At 58.5% G+C, this 18,280-nt stretch carries 13 protein-coding genes; 7 read left to right on the plus strand and 6 right to left on the minus strand.

Going from position 1 to position 18,280, the window contains the following annotated elements:
• Positions 1–2 precede the first annotated feature (2 nt).
• The 4 genes from C7436_RS18315 to C7436_RS18330 all read left to right on the plus strand — a co-directional run bounded on the left by C7436_RS18315 (position 3) and on the right by C7436_RS18330 (position 6,054).
• Complete coding sequence (locus C7436_RS18315; protein WP_121208691.1) at positions 3–2,303, plus strand: DUF1631 domain-containing protein; 2,301 nt, start codon at positions 3–5, stop codon at positions 2,301–2,303.
• 105 nt (positions 2,304–2,408) lie between these two features.
• Complete coding sequence (gene ampD, locus C7436_RS18320) at positions 2,409–3,020, plus strand: 1,6-anhydro-N-acetylmuramyl-L-alanine amidase AmpD (RefSeq protein ID WP_023007878.1); 612 nt, start codon at positions 2,409–2,411, stop codon at positions 3,018–3,020.
• On the plus strand, positions 3,020–3,907 hold the full coding sequence (locus C7436_RS18325) for a histidine kinase (RefSeq protein ID WP_014421889.1): 888 nt from the start codon (positions 3,020–3,022) through the stop codon (positions 3,905–3,907). The genes ampD and C7436_RS18325 overlap by 1 nt, the downstream gene beginning before the upstream one ends.
• Positions 3,908–4,023: 116 nt before the next feature.
• Entirely contained in the window at positions 4,024–6,054 is a 2,031-nt protein-coding gene (locus C7436_RS18330; protein ID WP_121208692.1) for a methyl-accepting chemotaxis protein, read from the plus strand.
• A 27-nt stretch (positions 6,055–6,081) separates the two neighbouring features.
• On the opposite strand, the gene C7436_RS18335 is transcribed toward C7436_RS18330, so the two are convergent.
• The 5 genes from C7436_RS18335 to C7436_RS18355 form a co-directional block, all read right to left on the minus strand.
• Positions 6,082–6,639 (minus strand): cob(I)yrinic acid a,c-diamide adenosyltransferase, encoded by a 558-nt coding sequence (locus C7436_RS18335; RefSeq protein ID WP_023007876.1) that lies wholly within the window; start codon positions 6,637–6,639, stop codon positions 6,082–6,084.
• 23 nt (positions 6,640–6,662) lie between these two features.
• Positions 6,663–7,547: a ketopantoate reductase family protein gene (locus C7436_RS18340; protein WP_023007875.1), complete on the minus strand. Its 885-nt coding sequence runs from the start codon at positions 7,545–7,547 to the stop codon at positions 6,663–6,665.
• A 4-nt stretch (positions 7,548–7,551) separates the two neighbouring features.
• On the minus strand, positions 7,552–10,404 hold the full coding sequence (locus C7436_RS18345; RefSeq protein WP_121208693.1) for a valine--tRNA ligase: 2,853 nt from the start codon (positions 10,402–10,404) through the stop codon (positions 7,552–7,554).
• A gap of 91 nt (positions 10,405–10,495) precedes the next feature.
• On the minus strand, positions 10,496–11,008 hold the full coding sequence (locus tag C7436_RS18350; protein WP_121208694.1) for a DNA polymerase III subunit chi: 513 nt from the start codon (positions 11,006–11,008) through the stop codon (positions 10,496–10,498).
• On the minus strand, positions 10,998–12,488 hold the full coding sequence (locus tag C7436_RS18355) for a leucyl aminopeptidase (protein WP_121208704.1): 1,491 nt from the start codon (positions 12,486–12,488) through the stop codon (positions 10,998–11,000). Before C7436_RS18355 ends, C7436_RS18350 begins: the two co-directional genes overlap by 11 nt.
• Positions 12,489–12,725: 237 nt before the next feature.
• Here C7436_RS18355 and lptF point away from each other — a divergent pair, with 237 nt between their 5' ends.
• On the plus strand, positions 12,726–13,829 hold the full coding sequence (lptF, locus tag C7436_RS18360; protein WP_121208695.1) for an LPS export ABC transporter permease LptF: 1,104 nt from the start codon (positions 12,726–12,728) through the stop codon (positions 13,827–13,829).
• Positions 13,822–14,883 carry an LPS export ABC transporter permease LptG gene (lptG, locus tag C7436_RS18365; protein WP_121208696.1) on the plus strand — a complete coding sequence of 354 codons (1,062 nt, stop codon included), beginning with the start codon at positions 13,822–13,824 and terminating at the stop codon, positions 14,881–14,883. The genes lptF and lptG overlap by 8 nt, the downstream gene beginning before the upstream one ends.
• Positions 14,884–14,891: 8 nt before the next feature.
• Here the strand turns inward: lptG and C7436_RS18370 are convergent, their stop codons facing one another.
• A complete protein-coding gene (locus C7436_RS18370; RefSeq protein WP_113880474.1) occupies positions 14,892–15,428 on the minus strand; it encodes an RDD family protein in 537 nt (178 codons plus the stop codon).
• Between the two features lie 158 nt (positions 15,429–15,586).
• On the opposite strand from C7436_RS18370, the gene alaS reads away from it, so the two are divergent.
• Positions 15,587–18,217, plus strand: coding sequence for an alanine--tRNA ligase (gene alaS / locus C7436_RS18375; RefSeq protein WP_121208697.1), 2,631 nt, complete (start codon positions 15,587–15,589; stop codon positions 18,215–18,217).
• Positions 18,218–18,280: the final 63 nt, after the last annotated feature.

The following is an 18,280-nucleotide window of genomic DNA, read 5'->3' on the forward strand; positions in this document are numbered from 1 at the left end:
ACATGGCGCACGATAACAAGGTAGTCCGCTTGGCCGGTCAGAAGCCGGTGAGCCGGTTCTCGTTACCGGTAGAGCTGGTGCGACTGCGTGACACATCGGGTCAGTCACTCAAGGCGGTACTTGCCAGTTTTTTCGAACAGGCTGACGACAGTTTGTTTGCCCTCGCAGACCGGGCCGGCTCCAACCAGGACCAGACTGCCTACTTCGACGCCATGCGGGAGCTGCGACTGCGCCGGAAGGCAATGACAGTGTCAGTCCTGCAATACGTCAGCCAGGCCTTCAATGAGCTGGGTAAGTTCAAACCTGCCCGCTCCGGTGGTTCACTGGAAGAAGTGGACCAGGACTCCCTCAGCCTGGTGGATCACTCTGACCTTGAACAGCAGGTAGCGATAGATAACCTGACCAATCGCCTGCGGAATCGATACCAGGAGCCGGTAAGGATGTTGGCGGCCCGGATTCGCCATCTTGTTCCACAGTTGGATCTCTCTGACGATCAAATGCCTCTCAGCCCGGAAGTCATTTGTGGCGCTATTTCGGATGCTTGCACCGATCTGGATATTGATATCCGTGCCAAGCTTGTGGTTTTGAAGCTGTTTGAGCGCCTGCTGGTGGACAAGCTCAGCGATTTCTACCAGGAATGCAACAAAACCCTGATCGCCGCCGGCGTGCTGCCTGACATGAAGCGGGCTCCGGTGGGTGGTGCTCAGGTAGCGCCGGGTCGCAGTGCGCCAAAGGCAGGCGGTTCGCCAGCGCCGGCAGAGGAAGCCCCGGCTGCCGAAGGTACTGCCCATAGCCATGGACCGTCGCCTACTTTCAGTGAGCTGAGTGCGCTGTTGCACCAGGGAGAGACCAGTAGTGCCGGTATGGCACAAACCGGCGCTGTTCTGGATACCGATCGTCTGATGGCGCGCCTGAACGAACTGCAGGGCGCAGCGCCGCAGGGTGAAGGCGACAATGTGGTGCCTTTGCGCCAGCAGTTACAGCCGCTGTTGCAGGGTCCGGAAGGGAAGCGATTCTCAGTAGGGCAGGTCGACAGTGACGTGATCAACCTGGTCTCAATGCTGTTTGATTTCATTCTCGAAGATCGGCAGTTGCATCCGGTTATGAAGGCGCTGATCGGGCGGCTACAGATTCCGGTGCTCAAGGTCGCACTCAGCGACAAGAACTTTTTCAATCGTGGTGGCCATCCGGTTCGCAAGCTCCTCAACGAACTTGCCCTGGCCGCCATTGGCTGGAGCGAGAAACGTGCCGGAATGCGTGATCCGCTTCGGGAAAAAATTGAGGAAGTGGTGGGTCGGGTGCTCACCGAATACACCGATCAGGTAGGGCTGTTCGAGGAATTGCTGAAGGACTTTGGTCACTTCATGGATCTGGATCGCCGCCGTCGCGAGCTGGTTGAGCAGCGCCTTCGGGATGCCGAAGAAGGACGCGCCCGGCAGGAACGTGCCAGTCAGGCTGCTACCGATGTTATCCGTGAGCACACTGCAGGCCGGGACATTCCCGAGCCGGTTTTACAGGTGCTGAACGAGCCCTGGACCCGTTACCTGCAGTGGGTGGTGTTGCGTGAGGGTGAAGAAAGCGAGCAATGGCTGCAGGCAAAGGCCATCAGCGAGCGGCTGGTGTGGAGTGTTGACCCGCGACCGGTGTCTTCTGATACCCGGGCGGAACTGTTGCGAATGATTCCAGAGGTGGTGGAAGAGCTCCGCAAGGCGCTTCAGGAGATCTCCTGGGATCCGTTTGCAACCGATGCGGCCATCCGGGACCTGGAGCTTGCCCATGTCGATGTTTTCCAGAAACTGGTGACCGCGCCGGTTGTTGAAGACAAGGCACCCACGATTGAGAATTTTGAGGTACCTGAAGCTCCGGCAGAGCCGGCGGAAACTCCCGAGCAATCGGAACCTGCGCCGGAGGTGGTTGACGAGGTGACTGAACCTGCGTCAGTCAAGCCTGCTGAGATCTCAGCCGGCGTTGAGACGGCAGCCGTCGCCGAGGAATCCGCGGAGATCCAATCACCAGTAGCGTCGGCGGAATGGCTGGCGAAGGCGGACGGCCTGAGAGTTGGATCCTGGGTTGAGATGGCCAGAGACGAGACCAGGGTCCGTTGCAAGCTGGCGGCCTTCATCAAGGCCACCGGCAAGTACATCTTTGTTAACCGCAGTGGTGCGAAGGTGGCGGAATATCATCGGGATGACCTGGCGATTGCTCTGCAGGAGCAGGCGATCACCATGCTGGATGACGGCCTGATCTTTGATCGGGCGCTGGAGTCCATCATCGACAACCTGCGTCATAACCGAAAAGACTGATCTCCGGTACTGAGTGCCCGCGCAGGGCGCCGGCGACGTCGTGGCATCCATGGGCGCTTTGTGATTCAATCATCTGCATGAGTCCCCTGCGCCGATGGAAACACGTTGTCTAGTATCCAGAACGATCATCACCCACACTCCCTGAAAGATGCGGCAGCACTTTTGCGTTCCAGTGGCCGGTTCCCCGGCGTGCGCTGGTGTCCGTCGCCCAATTTTGGTCCCCGCCCGGACGGTTCCTCTATCTCACTGCTGGTGGTTCACAACATCAGCCTGCCGCCGGAACAGTTTGGCGGCCCGCACATCGAGAATTTTTTCTGTAACTGTCTGGATACTGCTGCCCACCCCTATTTTGAAACGATCGCAGAGCTGAAGGTGTCTGCACACGCGTTGATTCGCCGGGATGGTTCCGTTATTCAGTTTGTCAGCTGTCTGGACAGGGCATGGCATGCTGGCCGTTCCAGTTTTCAGGGTAAGGAGGAGTGCAACGACTACTCCATTGGTATCGAGCTCGAAGGTGCGGATGACGTTCCCTATACCGATGATCAGTACCGTGCGCTGGCGCGTCTGGCGCTCCTGGCAATGACAGCCTGGCCGGAAATCACGCCGGGTCGCATTGCCGGCCACAGTGATATTGCTCCGGGCCGAAAAACCGATCCAGGGCCCGCGTTTGAGTGGTCTCGCTTCCAGACACTGCTGTCGAACGAGGAGATGGCCTGATGTCGTTGGTTGTTTTTCTGATTGCGTACGTGATTCGCCGCAGGCTGGACCGCGCCGATCACCTGGCTGGCGATGAGGTCTGGCGTAACTGGTTTCATCGTTGGGGCCGGGTAGAAGCGGGTCAGGAGCGGTCAGTCTGGAGAGGGGCGCTGCTGGTTGTGTTACCTTCTCTGGCGCTCGCTGGCGCGTGGGCGCTGTCCAGTGAGGCGGGCTACCGCTATGCCCTGTATCCGCTTGAACTGGTGCTGATGGTGGTACTGATGGGAGCGCCGGGCTGGCGCAAGGTGCTGCGAGCCTATTCCGATGCCTGGCGGCGCGGAGATATGCAGGCTGCCTGGCACCATGTTCAAGAGCGCCTGCCCGCCTCCGAAAGAGGAGCAGCGCTATCGCCAGAAGCCATGCACCTGTCGGTGTCGCGGGCGCTGATGGTCTCGGTTTTCGAGCGTTTCTTCCTGGTGGTTTTCTGGTATGCCGTCGGCGGCATAGCGCTGGCTTTTCTGGCTCGAGGGCTTGTAGCTCTGGCGGGCCAATGGCCGCAGGCGGCCGCGCGGGAACGCTATCAGCGGGCAGCCCGGCTTATCGGCTGGATTCCTTCCCGCTTGCTGTCATGCACATTCGGGCTCGCCGGTGACCTGGCCGGCTGGTCCCGGGAAATACGCAAGGTATTCCCGGGATTCGGGAAAAAGACCGCGGATGTGCTAATGATTTCCGCCAACGGGTCGTTAACTGGATATGCACTTGATCCTGCGCGCTTTTCGGAGTTGCACCCGGAAGAGTGGCCCGATTTTGGCGGGCGGAGCCTCAGCGCTATAAGGGACCTCCTCAACCGGAGCATGCTGGTGTGGATATGTGCGCTTGCATTGCTGGTGATCGCAGGCATGGCCTAGCCGGAAAGCAAAAACGGATTACAGAATAACACTAAATAGTGATTAAGTTTTTCCGGCAACGGGCGATAATCAAACAAAAGAATAAAGATTCAGTTGTTAGAAGCAGCGAGGGCTCTGTGAACTATATAATCAATCCGGCTGTAGCACTGATGAATCGGCTGCCCATGGTTTACAAATTCAGCCTCATCAGCATTCTCTTTCTTGGCCCTATCATCGTGCTTTCCTGGTTGGTGATTTCTGGGCTTAACCAGTCGGTTCAGACCATGACCCGCGGCATTGAAGGTCTTGCAGAACTCCAGAAGGTGGAGCGCCTGCTGGTGGCGGCGATGGATTACCGTGACTATCAGGCCCCCGGCATTCTGAAAGACGAACAGCCCTTGCTCGAAAAAGCCAACGAAGCGGCCAGTCGCATGGATGCCCTGTTGGCAGATCTCGCCGAACCACAGCGTTCTTTTGACACCTCCGGCTCCTGGCAGGAGCAGATCCTGGTTGTAAGAGAAGAATGGGAGACGCTCAAAGCCAACGATAACTATCAGGGCAACATTGACCCCCAGTTCAAGTACTACCAGGAGTTTGTGCAGAAGGTGATGGCCTTGCTGCCGGCGACCATTGAAATCAGCGGATTGGGTCAGGATGCGTCCCGGGAAAACCTGCTGCTGTTAGGGCTGGTGCGTTCTGCGTTGCCTGAGTCTCGCACTGTTGTTGGCCGCGCCCGTTCATACGGTATTTTTGCGCTGGTGGAAGGTCAGGTGGGCTATGCACTCAGCGAAACCCTGAATGAAATCTACGATCAGTTGACCAACCGCAGTTCGCTGCTTTCGCCGGCCCTTTCCGTTGCTGTGGAGGCGTCGCCCCAGCTGGCAGAGAGTGCGAGCGGTGCACTGACCCGCACGGAAGAGAGTCTGATGACAGTCCGTGATGAGCTGGACCTGAATGTCATCACGCCTATGCGCCTGGAGCTGCCCTGGCAGGAATTTGACGAGACCGTATCGGCGCAGATGGGATATTACGATACCCTCAGCGATCGTATCTTCGATGTGGTTGCCGGTAATCTTGAGGATCGCCTGGCTCGCCAGACCGGGCAGCGCACCCTGATTCTGGTGGCGCTGATTGCTGTGATGCTGGTAGTGGTCTACCTCTATGTGGGCTTCTTTATGTCTGTGCGGATTGCCATCAACCGGTTCAGCGAAGCTGCAAGAAATGTGGCCGCCGGCGATATGACCACCCATATCCGGTTGAACAACCGGGACGAACTGGGTGAGCTCACCTCTGAGTTCAACAACATGACCGATCGTATTGCTGAGCTTGTCCGGTCGGTGGGCTCTACAACAGCAGATGTTGATCAGCAGGCGGTCCGGGTGAATGACACCGCTTCGGCGAACAGTCAGGCCGTGGCCCGACAGATGGAAGAGACCGGGCAGATCAACGAGGCCATGGGCCAGATGGTGGAAGCGGTCAATGAAGTCACGGAGAGTGCGCACCGGGTGGCGGATAGTGCGGGGAATGCCGAGAAAGATACCGAGAAGGGTCGGGAAGTGGTGGCCGATACGGTGGCGACCATTAACCGGCTGGCTACGGAGATTGCAGGCGCCGTTGATGTCATCAACCGGGTGAGTGCGGACAGTGACAATATCAGTCAGGTTCTGGTTGAGATTAAAGCAATTGCCGAGCAGACCAACCTGCTGGCGCTGAACGCGGCCATCGAGGCAGCGAGGGCGGGAGAACAGGGGCGTGGCTTTGCGGTGGTGGCGGATGAGGTTCGTTCATTGTCTCAGCGTACCCACAAGTCCACTGAGGAAATTGAAGGCATGATCTCCCGGCTTCAGGGTGGTGTAAAAGAAGCGGTATCTGCCATGACCTCAAGTCACGATGCCACGGAGAAGACGGTACAGAAGTCTGGTGAAGTGACCGAAGCGCTGGATCGGATCGCCTCGGGCATTTCCGAGATCGTTGATATGAGCCATCAGATTGCCCAGGCGGCGGAGGAACAGTCGGCCGTGGCCAGGAACGTGAATGCCAACGTGGAGCGCATTGGCGAATTTGGCCAGAGCACTGCCTCCAACGCCGAAGAGACTCTGGCTTCGTCCAAACAGATGTCGGAGCTTACCGCGTCGCTTCAGCGCCTGGTGGAAGCATTCAAGGTGTAATCTGTGGTTGTTGTGAAAAATCCGGCCTCAGAGGCCGGATTTTTTTTGCTCCCAGAGAATCTCCTGGCTGCCATCCCGGCGAGCCAGCACCCGGGCGATGACAAACAGCAGATCGGATAACCGGTTCAGGTAGTGACGCGAGGCAGTATTGATGGAGTCCTCGTGGCCAAGGGCCACCACCACGCGCTCGGCCCGTCGACAGACCGCCCGTGCCAGATGACATTGTGCTGCGGCAGGGCAGCCCCCAGGCAGGATGAAGTTTTTTAGCGGCGGCAGGTCGGTGTTGTACTCGTCCAGAGTCTGCTCCAGCCACTCAATGTGATTGTCGCTGATCACCTTGCTGCCCGGGATGGCAAATTCGCCGCCCAGATCAAACAGGTGATGCTGAATGCGCCGGAAGGTATCGATCAGACTGTCACCAGAGGGAAGCGTCTCAATCAAAACGCCGATATGGCAATTCAGCTCATCTGCCATACCCATGGCTTCCACTCGCTGGGCATTTTTGGCGATACGGTTGCCATCGGCCAGGCCGGTAGAACCGTCGTCTCCGGTTCGGGTGTAGATCTTCGACAGGCGATTGCCCATGGTCTTGCTCCCTCTGGTAAAAGTCAGTTCAGTTGTTGTACCTGTTCGGCGAGCATTTGGTTCACCTGTACCGGTATGCCATGTTGATGGCCGAGCCGCGCCAGGTAACCGTTAATGAAGTCGATTTCCGTGGTTCTGCCTGCCTTTACATCAGCCCGCATGGAAGACGTGTTGGCGGCGGTTTTGCGGGCGACAGCCTCAATAGTCTCGCGCAGGTTTTCCGGGGCTTGTTGCGGTTGTCCGGCGGCAGGGAGCAGGCGGCTGATCTCCTCGCACAAGGGGGCAATCCATTGCAGGTAAAACGGTTGTGTCAGGATCTCTCCGTTGGGGCAATCCAGAATGGCCGTAAAGGCGTTTATGCCGGCGTTGATCACCAGTTTTTGCCAGAGCCTGGCGAGTATATCGTGTTCAGGGTGGACCATGAGGCCGCTGCTGGCGAGCTGTTGGGCAACCCTTTCGACCAATGGATTCCCCGCCGGGTTCAGGGCGCCGACCCAGGTAGTGCCGCGGCCAGCGTGAACGGTCAGCCCGGGGGCGGGCCGGTTTGCGCCTTCGGTCGTGGATGCGGCCAGTACCGGCCGGTCCGGCCATGTTTCGGTGACCTGCTGCTGGCTCCCCAGGCCGTTTTGGAACAACACAATGGGAGTCTGTTTGGCAATGGAGGGCAGGGCCGCCTTGAGGGCTTCGAGGGTGTCGCCGGCTTTGGTTGTCACCAGGATCAGATCAGGAGACTGGCCGGGTTGTAGCCAGGGAATAATGGCATTGGCTGATTCGCCGTCAATGGACTGAAAGCGATAACAGACGGGGTCTGGGGCCTGCCCCGGGCGGGGCACAAACGCTACCTGCCCGCCAGGTAGCGTTGCGGCCCAGAGCCGGCCCAGGGAGCCGGCACCGAGGATGGCGATCATGGCCTTACATGGCCTCGATTTCTGCCCGTTGCGCACTGAGCCGCTGCAGGCTGCCCTGGGCATCCTTCAGCTTCTCTTTTTCCTTCTCTACGACTTCGGCTGGGGCCTTGGCGGTGAACTTTTCGTTGTTCAGCTTGCCTTCCAGGCGACCGATTTCCTTGTTCAGGCGTTCCAGCTCCTTGTCCAGGCGCTTGAGTTCGGCGTCCTTGTCGATCAGGCCGGCCATGGGCACCAGCACTTCCATTTCGCCTACCAGTTGGGTGGCGCTCATGGGAGCTTTGTCGCCCTCGAACCATTCCAGCTTCTCAAGTTTGGCCAGGGAAATGAGGAATTGGCGGTTGTCGTTCAGGCGGCGCTGATCGTCGGCGTTGCCGCCTTTCAGAAGTACCGGTACCTGCTTACCCGGGGAGATGTTCATCTCGCCGCGGATATTACGCACCGCTACAATCACGCCTTTAAGCCACTCGATATCGGCGGCCACGGCGGCATCCTGCTTGCTGGCATCCGGCTGCGGGTAGGGCTGCAGCATGATGCTGTCGCCCTGCTTGCCGGCCAGCGGTGCAATACGTTGCCAGATTTCTTCCGTGATGAACGGCATGATCGGATGCGCCAGGCGGAGTACGGCTTCGAGTACGCGTACCAGGGTACGACGGGTGCCCCGTTTGGCTTCGGCACTGGCGCTGTCATCGCTCAGGGCTGGTTTGGACAGTTCCAGGTACCAGTCGCAGTATTCGTTCCAGATGAACTCGTACAGGGCGTAGGCGGCCAGGTCAAAGCGGTACTGGTCCAGGTGGCGGATCACCTCCTGCTCGCAGTGCTGCAGTTCGCTGATGATCCAGCGGTCTGCCAGGGACAGTTCCACCGGCTCATTGTTTACGCCGCAGTCTTCGCCTTCCGTGTTCATCAGCACGTAGCGGGCGGCGTTCCACAGCTTGTTGCAGAAGTTGCGGTAGCCTTCCAGGCGCTTCATATCCCAGTTGATGTCACGGCCGGTGGTCGCCATGGCCGCGAGGGTGAAACGCAGGGCGTCAGTACCGTGGGCGGCGATGCCTTCCGGAAATTCCTTCTCTGTGCGCTTGCCGATTTTCTCGGCCAGCTTGGGCTGCATCAGGTTGCCGGTGCGTTTTTCCAGCAGGTCCGGCAGGCTGATGCCGTCGATCATATCCAGCGGGTCGATCACGTTACCCTTGGACTTGGACATCTTGTCGCCGTGCTCGTCCCGGATCAGACCGGTGACATACACGGTATGGAAGGGTACCTGTGGGGTGCCGTCTTCATTTTTCATGAAGTGCATGGTCATCATGATCATCCGGGCAACCCAGAAGAAGATGATATCGAAACCGGTCACCAGCACGTCGGTGGGGTGGAACGTCTTCAGCCGTTCGGTGATTTCCGGCCAGCCCAGAGTGCCGAAGGTCCACAGGGCGGAGCTGAACCAGGTGTCCAGTACATCGTCGTCCTGCTTGAGTTCCAGTGTGTCCGGGAGCTGATGTTTGCTGCGAACCTCAGCCTCGCTCCGGCCCACATAGATATTGCCTTCAGCGTCATACCAGGCAGGAATCCGGTGCCCCCACCAGAGCTGGCGGGAGATGCACCAGTCCTGGATGTCCCGCATCCAGGCGAAGTACATGTTCTCGTACTGTTTGGGTACGAACTGGATGCGACCGTCTTCTACCGCTTCAATAGCCGGCTTGGCCAGAGTCTTGGCGTCGGCAAACCACTGATCCGTCAGCATCGGCTCGATAATCAGCCCGGAGCGATCGCCGCGGGGTACGCTCAGCACGTGGTCTTCGATTTTCTCGACCAGGCCTGCCAGTTCCATGTCGGCAACAATCTGCTTGCGGGCTGCTTCCCGGCTCAGGCCGGCATAGGCGGCCGGGAGGGCGCTGTTAATCTCGGAATTTTCGGTGCCGTCCGCATTGAAGACTTCGGCGATTTCACGAATGTTGGCGTCCTGCGTCATGACGTTGATCATGGGCAGGTTGTTGCGTTTGCCTACGGCGTAATCGTTGAAGTCGTGAGCGGGGGTGATCTTCACGCAGCCGGAACCTTTTTCCGGATCGGCGTGGTGGTCAGCCACGATGGGAATGCGGCGGTTAACCAGCGGCAGCAGAACGTGCTGGCCAATCAGATGCTGGTAGCGCTCATCGTCCGGGTGGACGGCTACGGCAGTGTCACCCAGCATGGTTTCCGGCCGGGTGGTGGCGACGATGACGTAGTCTTTGCCGTCCTGGGTTTTCTGGCTGTCGGCCAGCGGGTAGCGCAGGTGCCAGAAATAGCCCTTTTCTTCCTTGTTTTCGACTTCCAGATCAGAGATGGCGGTGTGCAGCTTCGGATCCCAGTTCACCAGCCGTTTGCCGCGGTACACCAGGCCTTCATCGTACAGGCGGATAAAGACTTCCTGTACGGCTTTGTAGAAGCCATCGTCCATGGTGAAGCGTTCGTTGCTCCAGTCCACGGAGTTGCCCAGGCGACGCATCTGGCGGGTGATGGTACCGCCGGAGTGTTCTTTCCAGTCCCAGATGCGCTTGATGAATTCTTCCCGGCCGAGATCGTGGCGGGTTTTGTCTTCTTCTGCAGCCAGTTTGCGTTCGACGACCATCTGGGTGGCGATGCCGGCATGATCGGTGCCGACGGTCCACAGTGCGTTACGGCCCTGCATGCGCTTGAAGCGGGTGAGGGTGTCCATGATGGTGTGCTGGAAGGCATGGCCCATGTGCAGGCTGCCGGTCACGTTGGGTGGCGGGATGGCGATGCTGTAGGAGTCGCCTTCGCCGCTGGGGCGGAAATAGCCTTTGGATTCCCAGTTTTCGTACCACTGGCGCTCGATGTTTTCTGGCTGGTAGGTTTTTTCCATGGGATTATGCAGTGACCGTTTTGGTTGATTCACATAGGGAAATTCTGAATCGGACGATTATACATGGTCGTCTTGATCGCGGCGAACCCGGCTAGCGTTTCCGCATATCATGCACCCGAGCTTCAATGCCCAGTGACCGCAACTGCTTGTAATGCCCCCGCGCCTGGTTCAATACCGCCGGATCATTATGGGCAACCAGGGCCAGGCGGCGGTATTGGTCAGCGTCTTCAGGCAGGGTTGAGGACAAGACGATCACGGTATCCCAGTCCACCGCGGCTGGCGGGTAGAGCAAAATGCCGACGGGGTCGGTGCAAGGTGTGGTTGCTGCTTTGGCGATGCTGTGAGGGATGAAGGCTTCGGGGGTGAAGTTCCACAGCAGATCGTCGAGTTCCACGGCCTGTTCTTCGGTGTCACAAAGAACGCACACACGGTCGCCCTGCTGCCAGGCTTTGTCCACGAGTTTGGCGGCGTGGAGGTTGCGGGCGGCGTGGGTGTTCTGGGCGAGGATGTGGAACCAGTAGCGCTGGTTTCTGTCGTCCTGGCCGGAGGGCCCGGCAGCGAGGCTGCCGGGCTCCGGGGAAGGGTTTGGCTGGTTATCCTGCATGGGTCATCAGGTAGTCGACCAGCAGGGGGACCGGGCGGCCGGTGGCGCCTTTGGCTTTGCCGGAGTTCCAGGCGGTGCCCGCGATATCCAGGTGGGCCCAGCGGTAGTCCTTGGCGAAGCGGCTCAGGAAGCAGGCGGCGGTAATGGTGCCCGCGGGGCGGCCGCCAATGTTGGCCATGTCTGCGAAATTGCTGTCGAGCTGGCTCTGGTATTCGTCCCACAGAGGCAGGCGCCAGGCGCGGTCGCCGGTGCGTTCGCCGGCGGCGAGCAGTTCGTTCGCAAGCTCGTCGTTGTTGGACAACAGGCCGGTGGCGTGACTGCCCAGGGCGATAATGCAGGCGCCGGTGAGGGTGGCCATGTCGACCACGGCTGCCGGGTCAAATTTCTTCACGTAGGTGAGGGCGTCGCACAGTACCAGGCGGCCTTCGGCGTCCGTGTTGAGGATTTCGACGGTCATGCCGCTCAGGGTTTTGACGATATCGCCGGGGCGGGAGGCACCGCCGTCTGGCATATTTTCAGCGGCAGCGATCACGGCAACCACGTTGATCTTGGGTTTGGTTTCAGCCAGGACTTTCATGGTGCCGAAAACGCTGGCAGAACCGCCCATATCGTATTTCATTTCGTCCATGCCTTCGCCAGGCTTGAGGCTGATGCCGCCGGTATCGAAGGTGATGCCTTTCCCCACCAGTACGTAGGGTTTGTCTTTGGCCTTGCCGCCACGGTATTCCATCACGATCAGGCGCGGAGGCTGCTTGGAACCTTTGCCTACGGCCAGGATGGTGTTCATGCCCAGTTTTTCCATCTGCTTCTCGTCCAGAACTTCGGTCTGGATGGAGTCGTAGTCTTTGGCCATGGCCTTGGCCTGTTCGGCAAGCCAGACCGGGTGGCAGATGTTGGGTGGAGTGTTGCCCAGGTCTTTGGTGTAGTTCATGCCGCGGCCGGTGGCCAGGCCAAGGTTGAAAGCATCTTTCAGGGACTTGCCGGCGCCGGATGCCTGTACCACAACTTTTTTCAGTTTGCGGGCGGCAGGCTTGTCGCTTTTGAATTCGGTGAAGGTGTAGAGCTGGTCTTCCAGAATCCGGCCAATCAGGTTGAGCCGGGCTTCTTCAGAGCTGACCGCAGCTTCGCCCTGAACCGCAGTATCGGTCAGGCTGATCAGTGCACTTTTGGAGGGGCCATCTTTCAATGCGCCGGTCATGGCAATCAGGCTCTTACGATAGGCTGTGGCTGTGCGGTCGGCATCTTTGCCGGTGCCAATTACCACAACGCGCTGCCAGGGTTGATCCACCAGGGGCAAGGTATTCACGGAGGCGTTGTTGCCGGTCAGGTCGCCGGCTTTCTCGAGTTGCTTGATCAGTCCGCCCAGCGCGTCGTCTGCCGCTTTGGTGGATTCTGGCCACTCGCCTTTCTCAGGCAGGCCGATAACCAGGCAGTCGGCTTTGGTGGCTGTGATGGCTTTGCTGCTCAGGCTGAAATTCATGGCAACTCTCATGGCAACTCCGTTGTCAGATTATGCTTTATTCAATTGAATTGAATGTTGATGGCAGTGCTCATAAGGATTGGGGCAAAGCCTTTATTAATCAAGCCGGGTGCCCGCTTCGTTACGATGGTTTTATCGTGTAGGCCCCGTACTGTCATTCGTCGGCGAGGTTACATAGAATACGCGCTGTTCTCCTTAACCTCCATCTCCAATGACGGCGCCGCCAGAGAGACTGATTTGAGTATTATCTTCCGTTACCTCATTCGCCAGATCATGGTCAGTATGCTTGCGGTGTCAGGCATTCTGTTGCTGGTGTTCATGAGTGGGCGTTTTATCAAGTATCTGGCCGATGCTGCTGAGGGCGAGATTGCGGCCGGCGTCCTGTTTGCGATTATGGGGTATCGTTTCCCCGGGTTTCTGGAATTAATTCTGCCCCTGGGCCTGTTTATCGGAATTCTGCTGGCGTATGGCCGGATGTACCTCGAAAGCGAGATGACGGTGTTGTTCGCCTGCGGTGTGAGTGAAAAGCAGTTGCTGGCGAAAACGTTACTTGGAGCGCTGCCGGTCATGCTGGTGGTGGGGGCCATGAGCCTTTACATCTCTCCCTGGGGCATGAAACAGGTGGAGCACATCTTTAACGAGCAGCGAAAGGCCACCGAGTTTGAAATGCTGGCCCCGGGGCGGTTTCAGGACTTTACCTCCGGTGATCGGGTCACTTACACCGAGGCCCTGAGCGACGACAAGCGCCAGTTGCAGGGGGTGTTTATTGCCGAGTACGACAAGGACGGTAAGGGTGTCACTCTGATCACTGCGGAGTCTGGCTCCCAGTTCATTGATGAGGAAACCGGCAGCCGGTTTCTGGTGCTGGAGGATGGCGGGCGTTTTCAGGGCGCTCCCGGCCGGCTTGATTACAATGTCACTGAGTTTGAAGCCTACGGTTTGAAGATTGTCAGCGGCCAGGAGGGCAGCAAAGAGCTGGAGGAAGGCCTGAGTACGCTGGCACTTTGGACCTCGGATGATCCGGAAGACCGGGCTCTCTTGCACTGGCGAATATCGTTACCGTTGATTGTGCCCATCGTCACCTTGCTGGCCGTGCGGCTCAGTCGGGTGAACCCCCGGCAGGGGCGCTTTTTCCATCTGTTGCCGGCAATGCTGGTTTACATCACCTATCTGGGCTTACTGATTGTGGCGCGGGATGCGCTGGCGGATGAAAAGGTGCCTGAATGGGTGGGTATGCTCTGGGTGCATGCGCTGTTCCTGGCGCTCGGCCTGTGGCTGCAGTTTGGCCCCGGGTGGCTGAACCGTCGTCGTCTTGAGAGGGAGGGGCGCCAGCGTGCATAAGATCGATGGTTATGTCATGCGTACCGTTGGCGGCGCCATGTTCCTGGTTATGGTTGTGGTGTTGTCGCTGGATGTGATCTTTGCATTCATTGCTGAACTGGAAGACACGCGCAACGAATATCAAACCCTGCAGGCGCTGTGGTATGTGGCGCTGACTTTGCCACGGCGAATCTACGATTACCTGCCTCTTGGCGCCTTCATGGGTTGCCTTGTCGGCCTGGGCTCCATGGCCAGTTCCTCGGAGCTGACGGTGATCCGGGCAGCCGGCGTGTCGCTCAAACGCATTGTCTGGTCTGCCATGAAGCCGGCGCTGATCGTGGTTCTGCTCGGCGTGGCGATTGGTGAGTATGTCGCGCCGACCACCGAACGTATTGCCCAGAGTGACAAGGCGGTGGCCTTGGGTGCGGGGAGCAGCGTGGCTTCTGCGGAAGGGGTGTGGCATCGCGAAGGCAATACCTTCATGCACCTGAATGCGGTTCAGCCAAACGGTGTGTTGCATGGGGTTTCGCTGTTCCGGTTTGACGATGCCCGGCAATTGCAGGTTGCCAGCTTCGCCGAGCGTGCCATCTACCAGAGCGACTATTGGTTGCTGGAGAACGTGACCTCCACTCGCATTGAGCCGGAGCGGACCGTGCGTGATGTGAGTGCGTCACTGCGTTGGGAGACCGGCCTGTCGCCGAGCGTGCTGAGTGTACTGATTGTGAAGCCGGAGAATCTGTCGATGACGGGCCTGTATACCTACGCGGCCTATCTCGGAGAGCAGGGGCTGAGTGCGGCACAATATTGGCTCGCGTTCTGGAAAAAGGCACTGATGCCCCTGGGCACGGCGGTGATGGTGTTGGTCGCCATCTCCTTTGTGTTCGGGCCACTGCGGTCTGTGACCATGGGGTTCCGGGTATTTACCGGTCTGCTGGTGGGATTGCTGTTCAAGTATATGCAGGATCTGCTGGGGCCGATGAGTATGGTTTATGGCTTTAATCCGCTGATTGCGGTGCTGGCTCCGATTGTTGTTAACGGTATTGTCGGAGCCGTCCTGATGCGTCGGGCGGGGTAGCGCCAGACCTATTTCTTCTCGGGCCTGGCCACCTGAACAACCACGCTGTTGGAGGTGCGGTCGGTCAGCGACAACCCATTGATGGGATAGAACAGCGCGATGATGGCCGGGATGCTGAGCAACAACGTCAGCGCGCCCAGGTAGTAGGCGCCGAGAATGCTCAGGAAAACGATGATCGCAGCGGTAACATAGCGAATCAGGGCCTGGGTCCAGCTCACGGAGGTACCATCAAGATTCTCGATGCGAACGCGCCATACCTGCATGCCGAGGGTCTGGCCGATGCGGGTCCAGAAGTAGGCGAAAAACAGATACAGCACCAGAAACAGAACGAAGGTCAGCCCCGGGTCTCCTGAGATTTCACCGGCTTCGGCCATTTGTTCATAGCGATCCCAGCCCGTAATCCATCCCGCAATCATGGTGTACACCCAGCTGGCGACAAGCAGCACGGCGATACTGATCAGTCCATCGTAAATAATGGCCAGGGCGCGTTTCAGGCCGGTCGCCGGTGGCAGAAGTTCATCGGCTTCATGAAAGCGTCGGGGCATGGCGTCTCCTGTGAGTTTTCACGTTTTTCAAGTTCTCGGCGTGTGCTAGAGTAGCCGATTTGCACACGCATGTAAGTAATCGCATTTAACCTCAGGCCCGGCGGTTCATTCGGCGGCGTTCTGGCAAGGTGTATCAGGTCGAAAGGTATCAAAGGTCTATGAAAACCGCAGAGTTGCGACAAGCATTCCTCGAATATTTCCAGCAGCAAGGGCATGCCATTGTGCCCAGCAGTTCACTGGTACCCCACGATGATCCCACTCTGCTGTTTACCAACGCGGGGATGAACCAGTTCAAGGATCTTTTCCTCGGCCGCGAGGAGCGCGACTATACACGAGCGACCAGCTCCCAGAAATGTGTGCGTGCCGGCGGCAAGCACAATGATCTGGAAAACGTGGGCTATACAGCGCGCCACCATACCTTCTTCGAGATGCTTGGCAACTTCAGCTTCGGCGATTACTTCAAGCGCGAGGCCATTAATTTTGCCTGGACGTTCCTGACTGGCGAACAGCACCTCAACCTGCCCCAGGAGAAGCTGTGGGTAACGGTTTACGCCGAAGACGACGAAGCCTTTGATATCTGGAACCAGGAGATCGGTGTACCGGCGGAACGGATTGTGCGCATCGGCGACAACAAAGGCGCCCGCTACGCCTCCGATAACTTCTGGCAGATGGGTGATACAGGACCCTGTGGCCCGTGCACCGAGATTTTCTACGATCACGGCCCGGATGTGGCAGGTGGGCCTCCCGGCAGCCCGGAAGAAGATGGCGACCGCTACATCGAAATCTGGAACGTGGTTTTCATGCAGTACAACCGCACTGCCGACGGCGAGATGCTGAACCTGCCCAAGCCCTCGGTGGACACCGGCATGGGGCTGGAGCGGATTGCTGCGGTTCTGCAGGGTGTTCACAGTAACTACGAAATCGACCTGTTCCAGGACCTGTTGAAGGCGGCATCCGAGATCCTGGGTGGTGCGGCCACCACAGAAGCGTCTCTGCGCGTGGTGGCGGATCATATCCGTTCTTGCGCCTTCCTGATTGCCGACGGCGTGATGCCGTCCAACGAAGGGCGCGGCTTTGTTCTGCGCCGAATTATTCGTCGCGCAGCTCGCCACGGCAACAAGCTCGGTGCTACCCAGCCGTTTTTCTACAAGCTTACCGGCGCTCTGGTTGAACTGATGGGCGAGGCCTATCCGCAATTGGTGAGTAGTCGCAAGCAGATCGAAAAGGTGTTGCTGCAGGAGGAAGAACAGTTCGCCAAGACCCTGGATAAAGGTCTGCGCCTGCTGGAGCAGGACATTGCGGAGCTGAAGGGTACCGAGATTCCCGGTGAAACCGTGTTTACTCTTTACGATACCTATGGGTTCCCGGTCGATCTGACCAACGATATTGCCCGCGAGCGTGGTCTGACTCTGGATTACGAAGGCTACGAAAAAGCCATGGAGGCCCAGCGCGACCGGGCTCGTGCCGCCAGCAAGTTTGGTATCGACTACAATGCCGCCGGCATCACGATTGAGGGCAAGACCGAGTTTACCGGTTATGACCACGTCGATGGTCATGAACGTATCCGCACGGTGCTGGTCAACGGTGAGGAGCGTAACGCGGAAGCGGGTGATGAGTGTGTGGTGGTATTGGAGCGCACGCCGTTCTACGCGGAGTCTGGTGGCCAGGTGGGTGATACCGGCCTGCTGACCTGGAGCGGTGGCCGCTTCCAGGTAACCGACACCCGCAAAGAAGGTGATAACCACCTGCATGTGGGCACCCTGATTGAAGGTGAGCTGTTCCCCGGGCTGGAAGTGGATGCGCGGATTGATCATGCCCGTCGTGAACGCACCAAGCGCAACCACTCGGCTACGCACCTGCTGCATGCGGCCCTGCGCAATATCCTGGGGGAACACGTTACCCAGAAGGGCTCGCTGGTCGACCCGGACAAACTGCGATTCGACTTCTCCCATTTTGAAGCCGTGACGCCGGAGCAGCTGAGAGAAATCGAGCGTACGGTTAACGAGCAGATCCTGGAGAACACGCCGGTAGATATCGACATTACCGATATGGATACCGCCAAGGAAAAAGGCGCGATGGCTCTGTTTGGTGAGAAGTACGGTGATGTAGTACGGGTGCTCACCATGGGTACCGACAAATACTCTGTTGAGCTGTGTGGTGGTACTCACGTTGCCCGTACCGGCGATATCGGGTTGTTCCGCATTACCTCCGAAAGCGGCATTTCCTCTGGCGTTCGTCGTATTGAGGCTGTAACCGGGTTGGGTGCGCTGGAATGGGTTGATGAAACCGAGCGTACGCTGCGCGAGACCGCACGTCTGGTGAAGGGCACCCGTGATTCTGTCGTCGACAAGGTCAAGCAGGTTCTGGACCGCAATCGCCAGCTTGAGAAGGATGTCGATGCCCTGAAAGCAAAACTGGCGAGTTCCGCGGGTACTGATCTGGCTGGTTCCGCGGTCGAAGTGGCAGGCCTGAAAGTGGTGGCCTCCGAGATGGAAGGCGCTGACCGCAAGGCCTTGATGGAAACTGCGGATCAGCTCAAGAACAAGCTGGGCGAGGGCGTTGTGGTGCTGGCCACTGTCGAAGACGGAAAGGTGGTGCTGGTGGCCGGTGTTACCAAGTCCGCCACCAACCGCATCAAGGCTGGCGATTTAATGAAGCATCTGGCCTCGCTGGTAGATGGCAAAGGCGGCGGTCGCCCCGACATGGCCCAGGGTGGTGGTAATGATCCATCCCGTCTGGCCGAAGCCCTGGCTGGTGTACCGGCCTGGGTTGAGCAAAATATCGGGTAAACAACTGTTTTCTGATACGGGCGGAGGTTTATAATCCCGCCCGTTTGTTTTTAATGGCGGGGC

Origin of the sequence: Marinobacter nauticus (assembly GCF_003634635.1) — a bacterium.
Lineage (GTDB): Bacteria > Pseudomonadota > Gammaproteobacteria > Pseudomonadales > Oleiphilaceae > Marinobacter > Marinobacter nauticus.

Bases quoted from the DNA above. Each gene is read 5' to 3' on its own strand.
- C7436_RS18315 (WP_121208691.1), top strand. From the start codon at position 3: ATGGCGCACGATAACAAGGTAGTCCGCTTGGCCGGTCAGAAGCCGGTG.
- C7436_RS18325 (WP_014421889.1), top strand. From the start codon at position 3,020: ATGTCGTTGGTTGTTTTTCTGATTGCGTACGTGATTCGCCGCAGGCTG.
- C7436_RS18335 (WP_023007876.1), bottom strand. From the start codon at position 6,639: ATGGGCAATCGCCTGTCGAAGATCTACACCCGAACCGGAGACGACGGT.
- C7436_RS18340 (WP_023007875.1), bottom strand. From the start codon at position 7,547: ATGATCGCCATCCTCGGTGCCGGCTCCCTGGGCCGGCTCTGGGCCGCA.
- C7436_RS18345 (WP_121208693.1), bottom strand. From the start codon at position 10,404: ATGGAAAAAACCTACCAGCCAGAAAACATCGAGCGCCAGTGGTACGAA.
- C7436_RS18350 (WP_121208694.1), bottom strand. From the start codon at position 11,008: ATGCAGGATAACCAGCCAAACCCTTCCCCGGAGCCCGGCAGCCTCGCT.
- C7436_RS18355 (WP_121208704.1), bottom strand. From the start codon at position 12,488: ATGAATTTCAGCCTGAGCAGCAAAGCCATCACAGCCACCAAAGCCGAC.
- C7436_RS18370 (WP_113880474.1), bottom strand. From the start codon at position 15,428: ATGCCCCGACGCTTTCATGAAGCCGATGAACTTCTGCCACCGGCGACC.
- alaS (WP_121208697.1), top strand. From the start codon at position 15,587: ATGAAAACCGCAGAGTTGCGACAAGCATTCCTCGAATATTTCCAGCAG.